General features: G+C 74.9%; 2 protein-coding genes. Both read left to right on the plus strand.

What is annotated here, in order from left to right:
* Positions 1-91: 91 nt before the first annotated feature.
* Entirely contained in the window at positions 92-13,693 is a 13,602-nt protein-coding gene (locus tag ACIRO3_RS31305; protein WP_404142407.1) for an SDR family NAD(P)-dependent oxidoreductase, read from the plus strand.
* A 58-nt stretch (positions 13,694-13,751) separates the two neighbouring features.
* The coding region (locus tag ACIRO3_RS31310) for a type I polyketide synthase (protein WP_404142418.1) at positions 13,752-20,836 on the plus strand (7,085 nt) is incomplete at its 3' end.

Genomic DNA, 20,836 nt, shown 5'->3' on the forward strand with positions numbered 1-20,836 from the left:
TTCCTCCGGGCGCGTTGAATCCAAGAAGGGGCAGCCGAGCGTGGTGACCAGTGAGCGGAATCCTGTAGCAGCCGGGGCGCACACCGAGAAGGTGGAGCAGATCGCTGTCGTGGGGCTGTCCTGCCGGCTCCCCGGAGCCGACGGCCCGGCCGCGTTCTGGGAGCTCCTGCGGAGCGGGCGGGGCGCCGTCGACGAGGTGCCGCCGGGCCGTTGGGGCGTACCCGAGGACGCTGCTCCCGGCGATGGCCGGCAGCGCGGCGCGTTCCTGGACGGGGTGGACCGCTTCGACGCGCGTTTCTTCGGGATCTCGCCGCGCGAGGCCGCGGCGATGGACCCGCAGCAGCGGCTGGTCCTGGAGTTGGCCTGGGAGGCGCTGGAGGACGCGGGCATCGTGCCCGAGGCGCTGCGCGGCAGCCGGACCTCGGTGTTCGTCGGCACCCTGCGCGACGACTACACGAACCTGCTCTACCAGTACGGCACCGAGGCGATCACCCCGCACACGATGACCGGGGTGAACCGCGGTGTCATCGCGAACCGGGTCTCCTATCACCTCGGGCTCCAGGGCCCCAGTCTCACCGTGGACTCCGCGCAGTCCTCCTCGCTCGTCGCGGTGCACCTCGCCTGCGAGAGCCTGCGGGCCGGGGAGTCCGTCCTCGCGCTCGCGGCGGGTGTGAACCTGAACCTGCTGACGGAGAACGCCACCACGGAGGAACGTTTCGGCGCGCTCTCCCCCGACGGGGTCACCTACACCTTCGACTCCCGCGCCAACGGCTTCGTGCCCGGCGAGGGCGGCGGGGTCCTGGTCCTCAAGCCGCTCTCGCTCGCCCTCGCGGACGGCGACCACGTCCACGGCGTGATCCGCGCGAGCGCCGTCAACAACGACGGCGCCACGCCCGGCGGTCTGACCGTGCCGAGCGCGGCCGCGCAGGAGCAGGTGGTGCGCCTGGCCCACGAGCGGGCCGCGCTCGGCGCCGGCGAGCAGGTCCAGTACGTCGAACTGCACGGCACCGGCACGCCCGTCGGGGACCCGATCGAGGCCGCCGCGCTCGGCGCCGCGCTGGGCGCGGACCGGGCCGCCGGGGATCCGTTGCGCGTCGGGTCCGTCAAGACCAACATCGGGCACCTGGAGGGCGCCGCGGGCATCGCGGGCCTGATCAAGACCCTGCTGAGCATCACCCACCGCGAGCTGCCCGCCAGCCTGAACTTCGCGACCCCGAACCCGGCGATCCCGCTGGACGCGCTGGGGCTGGCGGTGCAGCGCGAGCACTCCGCCTGGCCGCACCCGGAGCGCCCGTTGGCGGCGGGCGTCAGCTCCTTCGGCATGGGCGGCACCAACGCGCACGTCGTGGTCACCGAGGGGCCCGCCGTCCCCACCCAGCCGGAGACCACCGAGGCGGCCACCGAGGCGCTGCCCTGGGTGCTGTCGGCCCGGTCGGACGAGGCGCTGCGCGCGCAGGCCGGCCGACTGGCCGCGTTCGCCGCCGCCGACGGCGCCCCCGACCTGGTGGACACCGCCTTCTCGCTGGCGACCACCCGCACGGCCTTCGAGGAGCGCGCCGTCGTCGTCGGCACGGACCGGCCGGCGCTGATGGAGGGACTGCGGGCGCTGGCCGAGGGGCGGCCGGGCGCCGGGGTGGTCCGGGGCGGGCCCGGCGCGGGCACCACGGCGTTCCTCTTCACCGGCCAGGGCGCGCAGCGCCCGGGGATGGGCGAGGAACTGTACGCGGCCTTCCCGGTGTTCGCGGAGGCCTTCGACGCGGTCGCCGGGGCGCTGGACCCGCTGCTGAAGCGCTCGATCCGCGAGGTCATCGCCTCCGGTGAGGCGCTCGACGAGACCGGCAACACCCAGCCGGCCCTGTTCGCGGTGGAGGTGGCCCTGTACCGCCTCGTGGAGTCCTGGGGCCTGACCCCGTCCCATCTCGCGGGGCACTCCATCGGGGAGCTGGCGGCCGCGCACGTGGCGGGGATCCTGTCCCTGTCGGACGCGGCGAAGCTGGTGGCCGCCCGGGCCCGGCTGATGCAGGCGCTGCCCACCGGCGGCGCCATGATCGCCGTACAGGCCGCCGAGGCGGAGGTGCTGCCGCTCCTCGAAGGCCTGGAGGACCGGCTCTCGATCGCCGCCGTCAACGGCCCCACCTCCGTCGTCGTCTCCGGCGACGAGGAGGCGGCGCTCCAGGTCGCGGGAAAGCTCGCCGACCGGGGCCGCAAGACCAAGCGCCTGACGGTGTCGCACGCCTTCCACTCCCCCCACATGGACGCGATGCTCAAGCCCTTCCACAAGGTGGCGAAGGGTCTCACCTACAACGAGCCGCGGATCCCCGTCGTCTCCACCCTCACCGGCGAACTCGCCTCCGGGGACGACCTGCGCACCCCCTGCTACTGGACCGACCAGGTCCGCGGCGCCGTCCGGTTCGCGGACGCGGTCGCCGCCCTGCGGTCGCTGGGCGCCGACACCTTCCTGGAGATCGGCCCCGACGCCGTCCTCAGCGCCCTCGCCGAGGGCACCCCCGCCCTCCGTGCGGGTCGCCCCGAGGTGCAGACGCTGCTGACCGCCGTCGCGACCGCGTTCACGCTCGGCGCCGACGTCGATTGGGGCGTGCTGTACGCGGGGACCGGCGCCCGCCGGGTCTCCCTGCCCACGTACGCGTTCCAGCGCCGCCGGCACTGGTTCGACGCCGCCGCCCGCAAGGCCGTCCCGGCGCCCGGCCCGGGCGTCGGCGCCGCCGAGGAGCCGGCGGCCGGCCCGCGCGGCGAACTCGGCGCGCGCCTGGCCCTGTTGTCCGAGGCGGAGCGGGACCGCGCCGTGTCCGAGCTGGTCACCTCGCACGTCACCGCGATCCTGGAGTACGGGCCGGACGAGGTGCTGGAGCAGCGGACCCCGTTCCAGAAGCTCGGCTTCAGCTCGATGATGACCACCGAGCTGCGCAAGGCGCTGGCCGAGGCGACCGGTCTGCGGCTGCCCGGCTCGCTGCTGTTCGACCACCCGACGCCGTTGGCGCTCACCTCGTTCATCGGGGCCGAGCTGGCCGGCGCGGCGGCCTCGGCGGAGGAGTTCGTCCGGCCCGCCGACGCCGACGAGCCCATCGCGATCGTGGGCATGGCCTGCCGGTTCCCGGGCGGGATCTCCTCCCCCGACGAACTGTGGAAGCTCGTCGCGGAGGGCGGCGACGCCGTCTCCGGGTTCCCCGTCGACCGCGGCTGGGACGAAGACCTGTATGACGCCGACCCCGACCGTCCGGGCAAGAGCGCGGTGCGGCGCGGCGGCTTCCTGCACGAGGCGGCCGAGTTCGACGCCGGCTTCTTCGGCATCTCGCCGCGCGAGGCCCTCGCGATGGACCCGCAGCAGCGGCTGTTGCTGGAGACCGCCTGGGAGGCCGTCGAGCGCTCCGGGATCCGCCCGGAGTCCCTGCACGGCTCCCGGACGGGCGTGTTCGTCGGCGCGACGGCGCTGGAGTACGGGCCCCGGATGTACGAGGCCCCCGAGAGCGTCCAGGGCTCGGTGTTGACGGGCAGCACCACCAGCGTGATGTCGGGGCGGATCGCCTACCAGTTGGGGCTGCTCGGCCCGGCGGTGACCACCGACACCGCCTGCTCCTCCTCGCTGGTCGCCCTGCACCTCGCGATCCGTTCGCTGCGGTCCGGCGAGACCAACCTGGCCCTGGCGGGCGGCGCGACGGTCATGTCGTCCCCCGGCATGTTCGTGGAGTTCTCCCGCCAGCGCGGGCTCGCCCCCGACGGCCGCTGCAAGTCCTTCGCCGCCGGCGCCGACGGCACCGGCTGGGCCGAGGGCGTGGGCCTGCTGCTCGTGGAGCGGCTCTCCGACGCCGAACGCAACGGGCACACCGTCCTCGCGGTGCTGCGCGGCTCCGCCATCAACCAGGACGGCGCCTCCAACGGCCTGACCGCCCCCAGCGGTCTCGCGCAGCAGCGCGTCATCCGCCAGGCGCTGGCCGACTCGGGCCTCACCGGCTCGGACGTGGACGCCGTCGAGGCGCACGGCACCGGCACCAGGCTCGGCGACCCGATCGAGGCCGAGGCCGTCATGGCCACCTACGGCAGCGACCGCGCGGGCCTGGCCCCGGTGTTCCTCGGCTCGCTGAAGTCGAACATCGGCCACGCGCAGGCGGCGGCCGGCGTCGGCGGCGTCATCAAGATGGTCCAGGCGATCCGGCACGGGGTGCTGCCCAAGACCCTGCACGTGGACGCGCCGTCCCCGCACGTGGACTGGTCGGCGGGCTCGGTGGAGCTGCTCACCGGGGAGCGGGCGTGGCCCGAGACGGGTCGGCCGCGCCGCGCGGCCGTCTCCTCCTTCGGGATCAGCGGGACCAACGCCCACGTCGTCATCGAGCAGGCCCCCGAGACGGTGCCCACGCCCGCGACCTCCGTCGGGGCCCCGGCCGCGCCGGACCTGCCGGCGCCCTGGCTGCTGTCGGCGCGCGACCCGAAGGCGCTGCGCGCCCAGGCCGAGCGGCTGCGCACCCACGCCGTCGCACCCGACACGGACCTCGCGGACGTCGGGCTGGCGCTCGCGGCCACCCGTACCGCCTTCGAGCACCGCGCCGTCGTCCTGGCCGAGGACCGCGACGCCCTGCTCGCCGGGCTCGACGCGCTGATCGCGGGCGCCGACTCGCCCGCCGTCGTCACCGGCGGTGCCCCGAACGCCGGCCGGACCGCCTTCCTGTTCACCGGTCAGGGCGCCCAGCGGCTCGGCATGGGCCGTGAGCTGTACGCCCGCCACCCCGTCTTCGCCCGCGCCCTCGACGCGGTGTTCGCCGCCTTCGAGGGGCTGCTGGAGCGGCCGCTGCGCGAGGTGCTCTTCGCGACGGAGGGCAGCTCCGACGCGGCGCTGTTGGACGAGACCACGTACACCCAGCCCGCCCTGTTCGCGGTGGAGACGGCCCTGTTCCGGCTGTTGGAGCACCACGGGGTGGTGCCCGCGCTGCTGGCCGGGCACTCGATCGGCGAGCTGTCCGCCGCGCACGCCGCCGGGGTGCTGACCCTGGCGGACGCCGCGAAGCTGGTGGCCGCCCGCGGCCGGCTGATGCAGTCGGCCCGCTCCGGCGGCGCCATGATCGCCGTCCAGGGCACGGAGGCGGAGATCGCCGCCTCCCTCGCGGGCCTCGAGGACGCGGTGTCCGTCGCCGCCGTCAACGGCCCCTCGTCCGTGGTGATCTCCGGTGACGAGGACGCCGCCGAGGCCGTCGCCGCGCGGTGGCGGGAGCAGGGCCGCAAGACGAAGCGGCTGACCGTCTCGCACGCCTTCCACTCCCCGCACATGGACACGATCCTGGAGGAGTTCCGCGCGGTCGCGGCCGAGGTCGCCTTCGCGGCGCCGACGATCCCGATCGTCTCCACCGTCACCGGCGCGGTCGCCGGCGCGGCCGAACTGACCTCCCCCGACTACTGGGCCGGGCAGATCCGCGCCGCGGTGAAGTTCCTGGACGCCGTCCGCGAGCTGGCCGCGCAGGGTGCGACGCTGTTCGTCGAGGTCGGCCCGGACGCCGTGCTGACCGCCCTGACGCAGGGCGCGCTGGAGGACACCGGGGCCGTGGCCGTGCCGCTGCTGCGTGCGGGCCGCCCCGAGGCCGACACCCTCACGGCCGGCCTGGCCCGGGCGTGGACGGCCGGCGGCACCTTCGACGCGGGGACCTTCTTCCCGGGCGCGACGCCGGCCCCGCTGCCGACGTACGCCTTCCAGCGCGAGCGGTACTGGCTCGCGCCGACCGCCTCCACCGACGCGCGCAGCCTGGGTCTGGACGCCTCGGAGCACCCGTTGCTCTCCACCAGCGTGGAGTTCGCGGACCGCGAGGACGCCCTGTTCACCGGGCGGCTCTCGGTGGGCTCGCACCCGTGGCTCGCGGACCACGCGATCGGCACGACCGTGCTGGTGCCGGCGACGGCGTTCCTGGAGCTGGCCGTCGCGGCCGGCGACCACCTCGGTGTCACCCGGGTCGAGGAGCTGACCCTGGAGGCCCCGCTGCCGCTCGTGGGGCGCGAGGCCGTGCGGGTGCAGGTCGCGGTGGGCGCCCCGGACGCGTCCGGGGTCCGGCCCTTCTCCGTCCACGCCCGCCCCGACGGCGGCGAGGGCGAGGCGCGGCCGTGGACCCGGCACGCGACGGGCGCCCTCGCGGAGGCCGTCGTACCGGTCGAGGACGCCGAGCTGTCCGCGTGGCCGCCGGCCGGCGCGAGCGCCGAGTCGCTGGACGGCGTGTACGAGCGGCTCGCCGCGCTGGGATACGCGTACGGCCCCGCCTTCCAGGGGTTGACGGCGCTGTGGCGCGCCGGCGAGGACCTCTACGCCGAGGTGCGGCTGCCCGAGGGGCACCGGGAGGGCGCCGGCCGGTTCGGCGTGCACCCGGCGCTGTTCGACTCGGTGCTGCACCCGCTGGTGCTGGACGCGGCCGTGGAGGGCGAGAGCGACCGGATCCGGCTGCCGTTCGCCTGGTCGGGGATCTCCCTGCACGCGGCGGGCGCCGCCGAGCTGCGGGTGCGGATCTCCCCCGCCGGGACCGACACGTACCGTCTGACGCTGGCGGACGGGGCGGGCGCGCCCGTCGCGGACGTGGACGCGCTGACGTTGCGCCCGGTCGCCAAGGAGGCCCTGACCTCGGTCGCCGACGGCGCGAACGACTCGCTGTACGAGGTGCGGTGGCAGCCGGTGGCAGCCGCCGGGGCGGCGGTCGACTGGACCGAGGTGGGCGAGGACCTGGACGCCGCCGCGGGTGCGACGACCGTCCTGGTCCGGCACGCGGGCTCCGGCACCGCCGGCGCCGAGGGCGCGCACCTGGCCACCCTGCGGGCGCTGGCGCTGGTCAAGCGCTGGCTGGCCGACGAGCGGTTCGCCGACTCCCGGCTGGTGCTCGTCACCACCGGCGCGGTCGCCGCGCTGCCCGGCGAGGACGTCACCGACCTGGACGCCGCCCCGCTGTGGGGGCTGATCCGCTCGGCGCAGTCCGAGCACCCCGACCGGCTCGTGCTCGTCGACGCCGACGACGCGACGGACGACGCGACGCTCGCCGCGGCCCTCGCCACCGGTGAACCCCAACTCGCGGTCCGCGCGGGCGAGTCGTTCGCCCCGCGGCTGGCCCGCGCGGCCGCGATCGCCACCCCCGAGGTTCCCGTCCTGGGGGCCGGGGGAACCGTCCTGGTCACCGGCGGCACCGGCGGCCTCGGCGCGCTCTTCGCCCGCCACCTGGTCACCGAGCACGGGGTACGGCACCTGCTGCTCAGCAGCCGGCGCGGCCCGGCCACCCCGGGCGCCGAGGAACTGGCGGCCGAACTGGGCGCGCTCGGCGCCGAGGTGAAGGTGGTCGCGGCGGACGCCGCCGACCGCGCCTCGGTGGCCGCGCTGCTCACGGCCGTGGACGCGGAGCACCCGCTGTCGGCCGTGGTGCACACGGCCGGGGTGCTGGACGACGCGACGATCGAGTCCCTCACCCCGGAGCAGTTGTCCGCGGTACTGCGACCCAAGGTCGACGCCGCCTGGAACCTGCACGAGCTGACCCGGGACCTGGATCTGGCGGCCTTCGTCCTGTTCTCCTCGGTGTCCGGCATCACCGGCACCGCCGGTCAGGGCAACTACGCGGCGGCCAACACCTGGCTGGACGCCCTCGCCGCGCACCGCCGCTCCGCCGGTCTGGCCGCGACCTCGCTGGCCTGGGGCCTGTGGGACTCCAGTCACGGCATGGGGGCCGGGCTCACCGAGGCCGACCTGGCCCGCTGGGACCGGGCGGGCATGACCCCGCTCACCCCCGCGCAGGGTCTGGCCCTGTTCGACGCGGCGCTGAACGGCGCGGAGCCGCTGCTGGTGCCGGTCGCGCTGAACCCGGCCCGACTGCGCACCGGTTCCGAGCTGCCGCCCGCCCTGTACCGGGGGCTGGTCCGCACGCGGACCCGCCGCGCCGGGCAGGCCGGGGCGGGCGCGGTCGCCGCGTCGGGGTGGGCCGGGCAGATCGCCGGCCTCCCCGAGGACAAGCGGGCGGAGGCGGTGCGGGATCTCGTGCGGTCCACGGTCGCCTCGGTCCTCGGCCACGCGGGCGCCGCCTCCATCGACCCCGAGCGGGCCTTCAGCGAGATCGGCTTCGACTCGATGGCCGGCGTGGACCTGCGCAACCGGCTCGGGTCGGCCACCGGCCTGCGCCTTCCGGCGACGGCGGTGTTCGACCATCCGACGCCGGGCGCGCTGGCCGCGTTCCTGCTGTCGAAGGTCTCGGCGGACGACGCGCCGGCGCAGGCCGTCAGGGCCCGTGCGAAGGGCGCCTCGGACGAGCCGATCGCCGTCGTCGGGATGGCGTGCCGCTTCCCGGGCGGGGTGCGGTCCCCGCAGGACCTGTGGCGGCTCGTCGCCGACGGGGTGGACGCGGTCAGCCCGTTCCCGGTCAACCGCGGCTGGGACCTGGAGGGCCTGTACGACCCGGACCCCGAGCGGACGGGCACCTCGTACGTCCGTGAGGGCGGCTTCCTGCACGAGGCGGACCTCTTCGACCGGGAGTTCTTCGGGATCTCCCCGCGCGAGGCGACCGCGACCGACCCGCAGCAGCGGCTGCTGCTGGAGACGGCGTGGGAGACGTTCGAGAGCGCGGGCATCGACCCGGCGCTGCTGCGCGGTTCGCACACCGGCGTCTTCACCGGCGCCATGTACGACGACTACGCCTCGCGGCTGCCGTCGGTGCCGGAGGAGTTCGAGGGCTTCCTGCTCGCGGGCAACCTGTCCAGCGTCATCTCCGGCCGACTGTCCTACACGTACGGGCTGGAGGGTCCGGCGGTCACCGTGGACACGGCCTGCTCCTCCTCGCTGGTGGCCATGCACCTCGCGGCGAACGCGCTGCGTTCCGGTGAGTGCGACCTGGCGCTGGCGGGCGGCGTGACCGTGATGAACGGCCCGAACACCTTCGTGGAGTTCTCCCGCCAGCGGGGCCTGTCGCCCGACGGGCGCTGCAAGTCCTTCGCGGCGGGCGCCGACGGCACCGGCTGGAGCGAGGGCGTCGGCCTGCTGCTCGTGGAGCGGCTCTCCGACGCCAAGCGCAACGGACACACCGTGCTCGCGGTGATCCGCGGCACCGCCGTCAACCAGGACGGCGCCTCCAACGGCCTGACCGCCCCGAACGGGCCGGCGCAGGAGCGGGTCATCCGCCAGGCCCTGGCCAACGCCGGTCTGACCTCGGCCGACGTGGACGCCGTGGAGGCGCACGGCACCGGCACCACCCTCGGCGACCCCATCGAGGCGCAGGCCCTGCTGGCGACCTACGGCCAGGACCGGCCGGAGGACCGGCCGCTGTACCTCGGCTCCCTGAAGTCGAACATCGGGCACAGCCAGGCCGCGGCCGGCGTCGGCGGCGTCATCAAGATGATCGAGGCGATGCGCCACGGGGTGCTGCCCCGGACCCTGCACGTGGACGAGCCGTCCCCGCACGTGGACTGGGAGGCGGGCTCGCTGGCGCTGCTGACCGAGGAGACCCCCTGGCCCGAGGCGGACCGCCCGCGTCGTGCGGGCGTGTCCTCCTTCGGGATCAGCGGCACCAACGCGCACGTCATCATCGAGCAGCCGCCGGCGGCGCCCGTCCGACGCGGACCGGCCCCGGAGCCGGAGGCGGCCGGTGTGCTGCCGTGGCTGGTGTCCGGCAAGGACGAGAAGTCCGTCGCGGCCCAGGCGGCCCGACTGCACCGCTTCGTCCTCGACCACCCGGAGCTGTCCCCGGTCGACATCGGCTTCTCCCTGGCCACCGGACGCGCCGTACTGGAGCACAGCGCGGCCGTCGTCGGCGCGGACCGGGAGTCCCTGATCCGGGGTCTGTCCTCGCTGGCGCACGGGGAGTCCGCGTCGAACGTCGTGCGGGGCCGCTCGGCCCGGCCCGGCAAGACCGCGTTCCTCTTCACCGGCCAGGGCAGCCAGCGGCTCGGCATGGGCCGCGAGCTGTACGCGGCGAACCCGGTCTTCGCGAAGGCGCTGGACGAGGTGTGCGCCCGGTTCGACTCGGAGCTGGCCCGCCCGATCAAGGACGTGCTGTTCGCTCCGGAGCACTCGGCGGACTCGGCGCTGATCGACCAGACCTCCTTCACCCAGGCCGCGCTGTTCGCCATCGAGGTGGCCCTGTACCGGTTGTTCGAGCACCACGGATTCACCCCCGACTACCTGCTCGGCCACTCCATCGGCGAGGTCACCGCCGCGCACCTCGCGGGGGTCCTCGAACTGGGCGACGCCTGCTGCCTGGTCGCCGAGCGCGGCCGGCTGATGCAGGCCGCCCGCGAGGGCGGTGCGATGGCCGCGGTCCAGGCCGGCGAGGAGGCGGTGCGCGCCTCGATCGCCCCGTACGGCAACGCGGTCGCGATCGCCGGGGTCAACGGCCCCGACTCGATGGTGATCTCCGGTGACTCGGCGGTCGTGGACGAGATCTGCGACGCCTGGCGGGCGAAGGGCGCCCGCACCAAGCGGCTGCCGGTCTCGCACGCCTTCCACTCCCCGCACATGGACGAGGTGTTGGAGGAGTTCCGCGAGGTCGCCGGCGGTCTGACGTTCCACGCGCCGCGCATCCCGGTCGTCTCCAACGTCACCGGCACCCTCGCCACCGACGAGCAGCTGACCTCCCCGGAGTACTGGGCCACCCACATCCGGGAGGCCGTGCGCTTCGCCGACGGCATCCGTCACCTGGAGGCCCAGGGCGTCACCGATTTCCTGGAGCTGGGTCCCGACGGGGTACTGACGGCGCTCGCCCAGGGTTGCCTGGAGCAGGAGGCCGGGGCGCTGGCCCCGGCGCTGCGCCGGGACCGGCCCGAGGCGGAGACCGTCGTCGCGGCGATGGCCCTGCTGCGGATGCGGGGGGCGAAGCCGGACTGGTCGAGGCTGTTCCCCGGCGCGCGGGCCGTCACCCTGCCCACGTACGCCTTCCAGCACGAGCGGTACTGGCTGGACGCCCCCGAGACCCCGGCCGACGCGGCCGGGCTGGGCCTGGCGGCCACCGGTCACCCGCTGCTGGGCGCGGCCGTCGGGTCGGCGCACCGCGACGAGTACCTGTTCACCGGGCGGCTCTCGCGCCGCACTCACGCCTGGCTGACCGAGCACGCGGTGTACGGGACGGTGTTGCTCCCCGGCACCGGGTTGGTGGAGCTGGCGGCCCGGGCGGGCGAGCAGCTCGGCGTCGATCGGGTCGAGGAGCTGATGCTGTCGGCGCCGCTGGTGCTGCCCGAGCAGGGCGGTACGCAGGTCCAGGTGGTGGTCGGCGAGGCCGACGGGACGGGCCGCCGTACGGTGGAGATCTTCTCCCGGGCCGACGACGGCGACCTGGCCGCCGACCGGCCGTGGACACCCCACGCGAACGGTGTGCTGGCCCCCTCGGCCGGCGCGGCCGCCGGTGAGCCGCTGACGACCTGGCCGCCGGCCGGCGCGAGCGAGGTCTCCCTGGACGGGGTCTACGAGCGGCTCGACGCGCTGGGTTACGCGTACGGCCCCGCCTTCCAGGGGTTGACGCGGCTGTGGACCGGCGGGGACGAGGTCTACGCCGAGGTGCGGCTGCCGGACGCCGGGCGCGCCGACGCGGATCGGTTCCTGCTGCACCCGGCCCTGCTGGACGCGGCGCTGCACCCGCTGCTGCCCGGTGTCGCCTTCGAGTCGGGGCAGGCGCGGCTGCCGTTCTCCTGGTCCGGGGTGAGCGTCCACGCCGTGGGCGCCTCGGTGCTGCGGGTGCGGCTGTCGCTGTCCGGGCGCGACACCGACACCCTGGCCGCCTCGCTGACGGTGGCCGACGGGACGGGCGCCCCGGTGGCGACCGTCGAGTCGCTGCTGCTCCGCCCGGTGTCGAAGGAGGCGCTGCGCGAGGCCGCGTCGACGGCCCGGGACGGACTGTTCCGCGTCGCGTGGAACGCCCTGCCGGCCTCCGATCCGGGGACGGGCAGCTCGGCGGGTTGGGCCGTGGTCGGTGACCTCGCCGTACCCGGAGGCCTCCCGTACGCCGATCTGGAAGCGGTGGCGGCGGCCGGGCCGGTGCCCGCCACGGTGGTGCTCGTCCCGGGCGCCGTCGAGGGCGAGCCGGCCGAGGCCGCGCGGGCCGCGTTGCGCGAGACCCTGTCCTCGGCGCAGTTCTGGCTGGGTGACGAGCGGTTCGAGAGCTCCACGCTGGTGGTGGTCACCCGGGGCGCCGTCGCCACGGCGGGCGAGCCCGTCACCGATCTGACGCACGCCGGGGTGTGGGGTCTGCTGCGCGTGGCGCAGACGGAGAACCCGGGGCGGATCGTCCTGGTGGACCTGGACGGCGACACCCTGCCGGCCGCGGCCCTGGCGTCGGGCGAACCGCAGCTCGCGGTGCGCGGGGAGCGGCTGTTCGTGCCGCGTCTGGCCCGTACGCGGCAGGACGCGGAGGCGGTGACCCCGCACTGGGACCGGGGCACCACCCTGATCACCGGGGCGACCGGTGCGCTGGGCGGCGTACTGGCCCGGCACCTGGTCACCGAGCACGGCGCGCGGCACCTGCTGCTGCTCAGCCGACGCGGCATCGACGCCCCGGGCGCCGAGGAGCTGCGTGCGGAGCTGACCGGGCTGGGCGCGGAGGTCACCGTGGCCGCCTGCGACGTCACCGACCGGGAGTCGCTGGCCGGGGTGTTGGCGGCGATCCCCGCGGAGCAGCCGCTGACCGGGGTGATCCACACCGCCGGTGTGCTGGACGACACCGTCCTGTCGGAGCTGACGCCCGAGCGGCTGGAGAAGGTGCTGGCGCCCAAGGTGGACGCGGCCTGGAACCTCCACGACCTCACCAAGGACCTGGACCTGTCGGCCTTCGTCCTCTACTCCTCCGTCGCCGGTCTGATCGGCAACGCCGGCCAGGCCAACTACGCGGCGGGCAACACCTTCCTGGACGCCCTCGCCCAGTACCGCCAGGCCCACGGCCTGCCCGCCACCTCGCTGGCCTGGGGCCTGTGGGCCCAGGCCTCCACCATCAGCGGCTCGCTGGAAGCGGCGGACCTGCGTCGCCTCGCCCGGCTCGGCCTGTTGCCGCTGTCCTCGGCGGACGCGATGGACCTCTTCGACGCGGCCCCCGGCACCGGCGAGGCGGTCCTGGCCGTCACCCGGCTCGCGGTGGAGGCCCTGCGCAAGCAGGGCGACCGGCTGCTGCCGCTGCTGCGGGACCTGGCTCCGGCCGGCCCGCGCCGCGCGGTCGCGGGCTCCGGGCCGGGGGCGGGCACAGACGGGCCCTCGCTGGCGGAGCGCCTGGGCGCCCTGCCGGAGGAGGAGCGGATCACGACGCTGACCGATCTCGTACGGAGCCAGGTCGCCGGGGTGCTCGGGCACGCCGACCACACCGGCATCGACGCCGACCGCGCCTTCCAGGAGCTGGGCTTCGACTCGCTGACCGCCGTGGAACTGCGCAACCAGCTCAACACGGCGACGGGTCTGCGGCTGCCCAGCACCCTCGTCTTCGACTACCCGAACCCGGCGGCCCTGGCCGCGTACCTCCGCCGGCAGATCACCGTCGAGGAGGTGTCGGCGGCGACGCCGGTGCTGTCGGACCTCGACCGGTTGAAGTCCGCCATCCACGCCGCGTCCTCGGACCGGGAGGCGTTCGACCAGATCACCGGTCGACTGCGGGAACTGTTGGACATCGCCGACTCGGCGGGCGGCGGCAAGGCGGACGAGGCCGAACACCAGGACCTGGACGGGGCGAGCGACGAGGAACTCTTCGCGCTCCTCGACGACATGGACTGAGCGGCACGGAGCGGCAGACGACCGGTCGGCACGCGTCGGAACACCGTGCGGGCCCGAAATTCATCACCCAGCCACATCACGTCGGGGAGCTGAGATTCACGTGGCGAACGAGCAAGAACTCCGGGAGTACCTCAAGCGGGCCATCGCCGATGCCCGGGACGCGAAGAAGCGTCTGCGCGAGGTGGAGGACAAGGCGCAGGAGCCCATCGCGATCGTCGGGATGGCGTGCCGGTACCCCGGCGGGGTCGCCACCCCCGATGACCTCTGGAAGCTGGTCACCGACGGGGTCGACGCGGTCGGCGGGTTCCCCGTCAACCGCGGCTGGGACCTGGAGGGGTTGTACGACACCGACCCCGACGCGGCGGGCACCTCGTACACCGCCGAGGGCGGCTTCCTGCACGAGGCCGACCGGTTCGACCCCGAGTTCTTCGGGATGTCCCCGCGCGAGGCGCTCGCCGTGGACCCCCAGCAGCGGCTGCTGCTGGAGACCACCTGGGAGGCCTTCGAGCGGGCCGGGATCGATCCGGTCTCGCTGCGCGGCAGCCGTACGGGCGTGTTCACGGGCCTGATGTACAACGACTACGGCTCCCGGGCCGGGCTGCCCGCCGAGGGCAACGAGGGGTACCTGTTCAGCGGCAGCGCGGGCAGCATCGCCTCGGGCCGGCTGGCTTACACCTTCGGGCTGGAGGGGCCGACGGTCACCGTCGACACGGCCTGCTCCTCCTCGCTGGTGGCCATGCACATGGCCGCGAACGCGCTGCGCTCCGGCGAGTGCGACCTCGCGCTCGCCGGCGGCGCGGCCGTGATGTCGACGCCCACCGCCTTCATCGAGTTCTCCCGGCTGCGCGGCCTGTCCGCCGACGGGCGCTGCAAGTCCTTCTCGGAGCACGCGGACGGCACCGGCTGGGCCGAGGGCGTGGGACTGCTGCTCGTCGAGCGGCTCTCCGACGCCCGCCGCAACGGGCACACCGTGCTCGCGGTGATCCGCGGCACCGCCGTCAACCAGGACGGCGCCTCCAACGGCCTGACCGCGCCCAACGGCCCCTCCCAGGAGCGGGTCATCCTCCAGGCGCTGGCCAACGCCGGTCTGACCACGGCCGATGTGGACGTGGTCGAGGCGCACGGCACCGGCACCTCCCTCGGCGACCCGATCGAGGCCCAGGCCCTGCTGGCGACCTACGGCCAGGACCGGCCGCAGGACCGCCCGCTGTACCTCGGCTCCCTCAAGTCGAACATCGGGCACAGCCAAGCCGCGGCCGGCGTCGGCGGCATCATCAAGATGGTCCAGGCGATCCGGCACGGGGTGCTGCCCAAAACCCTGCACGCGCAGGAGCCCTCGACCCGGATCGACTGGGAGGCCGGCGCGGTCGCGCTCCTCCACGAGGCCCGGCAGTGGCCCGAGACCGGTGCTCCGCGCCGGGCCGGCGTGTCCTCCTTCGGCTTCGGCGGAACCAACGCCCACGTGGTCGTCGAGCAGGCCCCGCCCGCCCCGGAGGCGGCGGACGCCGAACCGCTGCCGGCCCCGCCGGTGGTGCCGGTGGTGCCCTGGGTGCTGTCCGGCAAGTCGGCTCGGGCCGTGGCCGGGCAGGCGGAGCGGCTGCTGGCGTACGTGGACGCGCACGGGGACCTCGATCCGGCCGAGTTGGGCCGGTCGCTGGTCGGCGGGCGGGCGGCGTTCGACCACCGGGCGGTGGTCACGGGCGTCGACCGTGAGGAGCTGGTGCGGGGCCTGCGGGCGCTGGCTTCGGGCGCCTCGGCGCCGGGGGTCGTACGTGACAGCCGGATCGGCGGGAAGTCGGCGTTCCTGTTCACGGGGCAGGGCGCGCAGCGCGCCGGGATGGGCGAGGAGCTGTACACGGCCTTCCCCGCCTACGCCGCAGCGTTCGACGCCGTCACATCAGAGCTGGACAAGCACCTGGACCGGCCGATCCGCGAGGTCATCGCCACCGGTGACGGCCTCGACGACACCGGCAACACCCAACCCGCCCTCTTCGCCGTCGAAGTCGCCCTCTACCGACTCATCGAAACCTGGGGCCTGAAGCCCGACCACCTCGCCGGCCACTCCATCGGCGAACTCACCGCCGCACACATCGCCGGCATCCTCACCCTGCCCGACGCCGCCAAGCTCGTCGCCGCCCGCGCCAAGCTGATGCAGGCCCTGCCCACCGGCGGCGCCATGATCGCCGTCCAGGCCACCGAAGCCGAGGTACTCCCCCTCCTCGAAGGCCTCGACGACCGCCTCGCCATCGCCGCCGTCAACGGCCCGACCTCCCTCGTCCTGTCGGGCGACGAGGACGCGGCTTCGGAGGTCGCCTCGCGACTCACCGCGCAGGGCCGCAAGACCAAGCGGCTCACCGTCTCGCACGCCTTCCACTCCCCCCACATGGACGGAATGCTCAAGGAGTTCAAGGCCGTCGCGGCCGGCCTCACCTACGACGAACCCCGCATCCCCATCGTCTCCACCCTCACCGGCCGACTCGCCACCGGCGACGACCTGCGGTCCCCCGACTACTGGACCGACCAGGTCCGCGGCGCCGTCCGCTTCACCGACGCCGTCGCCACCCTGGAAACCCTCGGCACCACCACCTACACCGAGATCGGCCCCGACGCCGTCCTCACCGCCCTGGTGACGGGCGCGGTCGAGGACTCCGACGCCGTGGTGGCCGCGGCCACCCTGCGGGCGGGCCGCCCCGAGGCGCCGCAACTGGCCTCGGCCGTGGGCCAGGTGTACGCGCGGGGCGGTCGGGTCGACTGGTCCGCGTACTTCGGCGGCCGGCTCGACTCCGCCCTCGACCTGCCGACGTACGCCTTCCAGCGCGAGCGCTACTGGCTCGACGCCGTCGCGGCCGCCGCCGACGCGTCGGGGCTCGGCCTGAGCCCGACCGACCACCCCATCCTCGGGGCGAGCCTGGACCTGGCCGACGGGGAACAGACCCTGTTCACCAGCCGGCTGTCGCTGCGGTCGCACCCCTGGCTCGCCGACCACGCCGTACTCGGCAGCGTCCTGCTCCCGGGCACCGCCTTCGTGGAACTGGCCGTCCTGGCGGGAGGCCGGCTCGGCACCCCGCAGGTGGAGGAACTCACCCTGTCGGCGCCGCTGGTGCTGCCCCAGAACGGCGGAGTACAGGTCCAGCTCGTGGTCGCGGACGCGGACGGCTCGGGCCGTCGCGCCGTGGACGTGTACTCGCGTCCCGACGGCGAGGAGCCGGCCGAGGCCCGCCCGTGGACCCTGAACGCCAAGGGCGTCCTGGCCCCCGCCGCCGACACCGGCGGCGAGGCCCTGACTCTCTGGCCGCCGGCCGGCGCGAGCGAGGTCTCGCTCGACGGGGTCTACGAGCGGCTCGACGCCCAGGACTACGCCTACGGTCCGGCCTTCCAGGGGCTGCGGCGCGTCTGGAAGGGCGACGGGGAGATCTTCGCCGAGCTGGCCCTTCCGGACGCGCGGCGCGCCGACGCCGGACGCTTCCTGCTGCACCCCGCGTTGCTGGACTCCGCACTGCACCCGCTGCTGCCGGGCGTGGTGGACGACGAGCGGGTGGCCCTGCTGCCGTTCTCCTGGTCCGGGGTGAGCGTGCACGCCACCGGCGCCGCGACCCTGCGGGTGCGGTTGACGCTCACCGGTCCCGAGGTGGCTTCGCTGACGGTGGCCGACGGGACGGGCGCCCCGGTGGCGACCGTCGAGTCGCTGCTGCTCCGGCCGCTGTCGAAGGAAGCCCTGCGCGAGGCGAACTCCACGGCCCGCGACGGGCTGTTCCGGGTCGCCTGGAACACCCTGCCCCCGGTACGCCCGACGGTGGACACCTCGGGCTGGGCCGTGGTCGGCGACCTCGCCGTCGAGGGCGCCCGCCCGTACGCCGACCTCGCCGCGGTCGCCGCGGCCGAACCCGTACCGACCACGCTCGTCCTCGCGCTGCCCGCCGGCGGCGCGGACAGCGACGTGCCGGCCGCCACGCACCGCGCGGTGCGCGACGCGCTCGCGACGGCCCAGTCCTGGTCGGCCGACGAGCGGTTCGCCGACACCACGCTGGTGGTGGTCACCCGGGGCGCCGTCGCCACCGCCGACGAGCCCGTCACCGACCTGGCCCAGGCCGCCGTCTGGGGCCTGCTGCGCGTGGCGCAGAGCGAGAACCCAGGGCGGATCGTCCTGGTGGACCTGGACGGCGACACCCTGCCCCCTGCCGTCCTGGCCTCGGGCGAACCGCAGCTCGCGGTGCGCGCCGATACGTACCTCGTACCGCGCCTGGCCCGTACGCGGCAGGACGCGGAGGCGGTGACCCCGCACTGGGACCGGGGCACCACCCTGATCACCGGGGCGACCGGTGCGCTGGGCGGCGTACTGGCCCGGCACCTGGTCACCGAGCACGGCGCGCGGCACTTGCTGCTGCTCAGCCGACGCGGCGCCGAGGCGGCGGGCGCGGCCGAGTTGACGGCCGAACTGACGGGGCTGGGCGCGGAGGTCACCGTGGCCGCCTGCGACGTCGCCGACCGGGACGCCCTGGCGAGCGTGTTGGCGGCGATCCCCGCGGAGCAGCCGCTGACCGGGGTGATCCACACCGCCGGCGTGCTGGACGACGGTCTGCTCTCCTCGCTCACCCCCGAGCGCCTGGAGAGGGTCCTGGCGCCCAAGGTGGACGCCGCCTGGAACCTCCACGACCTCACCAAGGACCTGGACCTGTCGGCCTTCGTCCTCTACTCCTCCATCGCGGGCCTGATCGGCAACGCCGGCCAGGCCAACTACGCGGCGGGCAACACCTTCCTGGACGCCCTCGCCCAGTACCGCCAGGCCCACGGCCTGCCCGCCACCTCGCTGGCCTGGGGCCTGTGGGCCCAGGCCTCCACCATCAGCGGCTCGCTGGAAGAGGCCGACCTCAAGCGCATCGAGCGCACCGGTCTGCTGCCGCTGTCCTCCGCCGACGCGATGGACCTCTTCGACGCGGCCCCCGGCACCGGCGAGGCGATCCTCGCGGTGACCCGGTTGAACACCGCCGCGCTGCGCAAGCAGACCGACGGCCCGCACCCGCTCTTCCGGGGCCTGGTCTCGGCCGCCCCGCGCCAGGCCGCGGCCCGCGCGGCCGGCGAGTCCTCGTTGGCCGACCGGCTGGGCGCCCTCTCCCCGACCGAACGCGACCAGGCGCTCATCGACCTGGTCCGGGCGAGGGTCGCCGGGGTGCTCGGACACGCCGACCACACCGGCATCGACGCTGACCGCGCCTTCCAGGAACTGGGCTTCGACTCGCTGACCGCCGTGGAACTGCGCAACCAGCTCAACGCGGCCACCGGCATGCGGCTGCCCAGCACCCTCGTCTTCGACTACCCGAACCCGGCGGCCCTGGCCGCGCACCTGTCGGCCGAGCTGTTCGGGAACCGCGAGAGCGCCCCCGCCGCGGTCGTGGCCGCCACGGTGCCGATCGGTTCGGGCGGCGCGCCGGAACCGATCGCCATCGTCGGCATGGCCTGCCGGTACCCGGGCGGGGTCTCCTCGCCCGCGGACCTGTGGCGGCTGGTCGCGCGGGGCGCGGACGCGATCACCGAGTTCCCGGTCAACCGGGGCTGGGACCTGGAGAACCTCTACCACCCGGACCCCGACCACACGGGCACCACGTACGCCCGGGGCGGCGGCTTCCTGCACGACGCGGACCTGTTCGACCCGGAGTTCTTCGGGATGTCCCCGCGCGAGGCACTGGCCACCGACCCGCAGCAGCGACTGCTGTTGGAGACCGCCTGGGAGACCGTGGAGAACGCGGGCATCGTCCCGGCCTCGCTGCGCGGCAGCCGTACGGGCGTGTTCGCCGGTGTGATGTACCACGACTACGGCTCGGCGCTCACGACGATCCCGGAGGACCTGGAGGGCTACCTGGCCAGCGGCAACGCGGGCAGTGTGGCCTCCGGCCGGGTCTCCTACACGCTGGGGCTGGAGGGCCCGGCGGTCACCGTCGACACGGCCTGCTCCTCCTCGCTGGTGGCCATGCACATGGCCGCGAACGCGCTGCGCTCCGGCGAGTGCGACCTCGCGCTCGCCGGCGGTGTCACCGTGATGTCCAGTCCCACCTCGTACGTGGAGTTCTCCCGTCAGCGCGGGCTGTCCCCCGACGGCCGCTGCAAGCCCTTCGCCGCCGGCGCAGACGGCACCGGCTGGAGCGAGGGCGTGGGCCTGCTGCTCGTGGAGCGGCTCTCCGACGCCGAACGCAACGGGCACACCGTCCTCGCGGTGATCCGTGGCTCCGCCATCAACCAGGACGGCGCCTCCAACGGGCTGACCGCCCCCAACGGGCCGTCCCAGGAGCGGGTCATCCGGCAGGCGCTGGCCAACGCCGGTCTGTCGACGGCCGATGTGGACGTGGTCGAGGCGCACGGCACCGGCACCACCCTGGGCGACCCGATCGAGGCCCAGGCGCTGCTGGCCACCTACGGCCAGGGGCGGCCGGAGGAACGGCCGCTGTACCTCGGCTCCCTCAAGTCGAACATCGGGCACAGCCAGGCCGCGGCCGGCGTCGGCAGCGTCATCAAGATGATCGAGGCCATGCGGCACGAGGTGCTGCCCAAGACCCTGCACGTGGACGCGCCGTCCGGGCACGTCGACTGGGAGGCGGGCGCGGTCGAGCTGCTCACCGAGGCACGGCCCTGGCAGACGTACGAGCGTCCGCGCCGTGCGGCCGTCTCCTCCTTCGGCATCAGCGGCACCAACGCGCACGTCATCATCGAACAGCCCGCAGCCCGGCCGGAGCCCTCGGCCGTCGACGGGGGCCGGTCACCGCTTCCGGTGGTGCCGTGGATCCTGTCCGGCAAGACGGCGCAGGCCGTGACGGACCAGGCCCGGCGGCTGCTGGAGCTGCTCTCCGGGGCCGGCGCGGACGTCGACCCGATCGACGTCGGTGCCTCGCTGGCGGGCGCGCGTTCGCTGTTCGAGCACCGGGCGGCGGTCGTCGGCACGGACCGGGAGGCCCTGGTGGAGGGCCTGCGGGCGCTGGCTTCGGGCGCCTCGGCGCCGGGGGTCGTACGTGACAGCCGGATCGGCGGGAAGTCGGCGTTCCTGTTCACGGGCCAAGGTGCGCAGCGCGCCGGGATGGGCGAGGAGCTGTACACGGCCTTCCCCGCCTACGCCGCAGCGTTCGACGCCGTCACATCAGAGCTGGACAAGCACCT

Source organism: Streptomyces sp. NPDC102278 (assembly GCF_044766345.1).
Classification (GTDB): Bacteria; Actinomycetota; Actinomycetes; order Streptomycetales; family Streptomycetaceae; genus Streptomyces.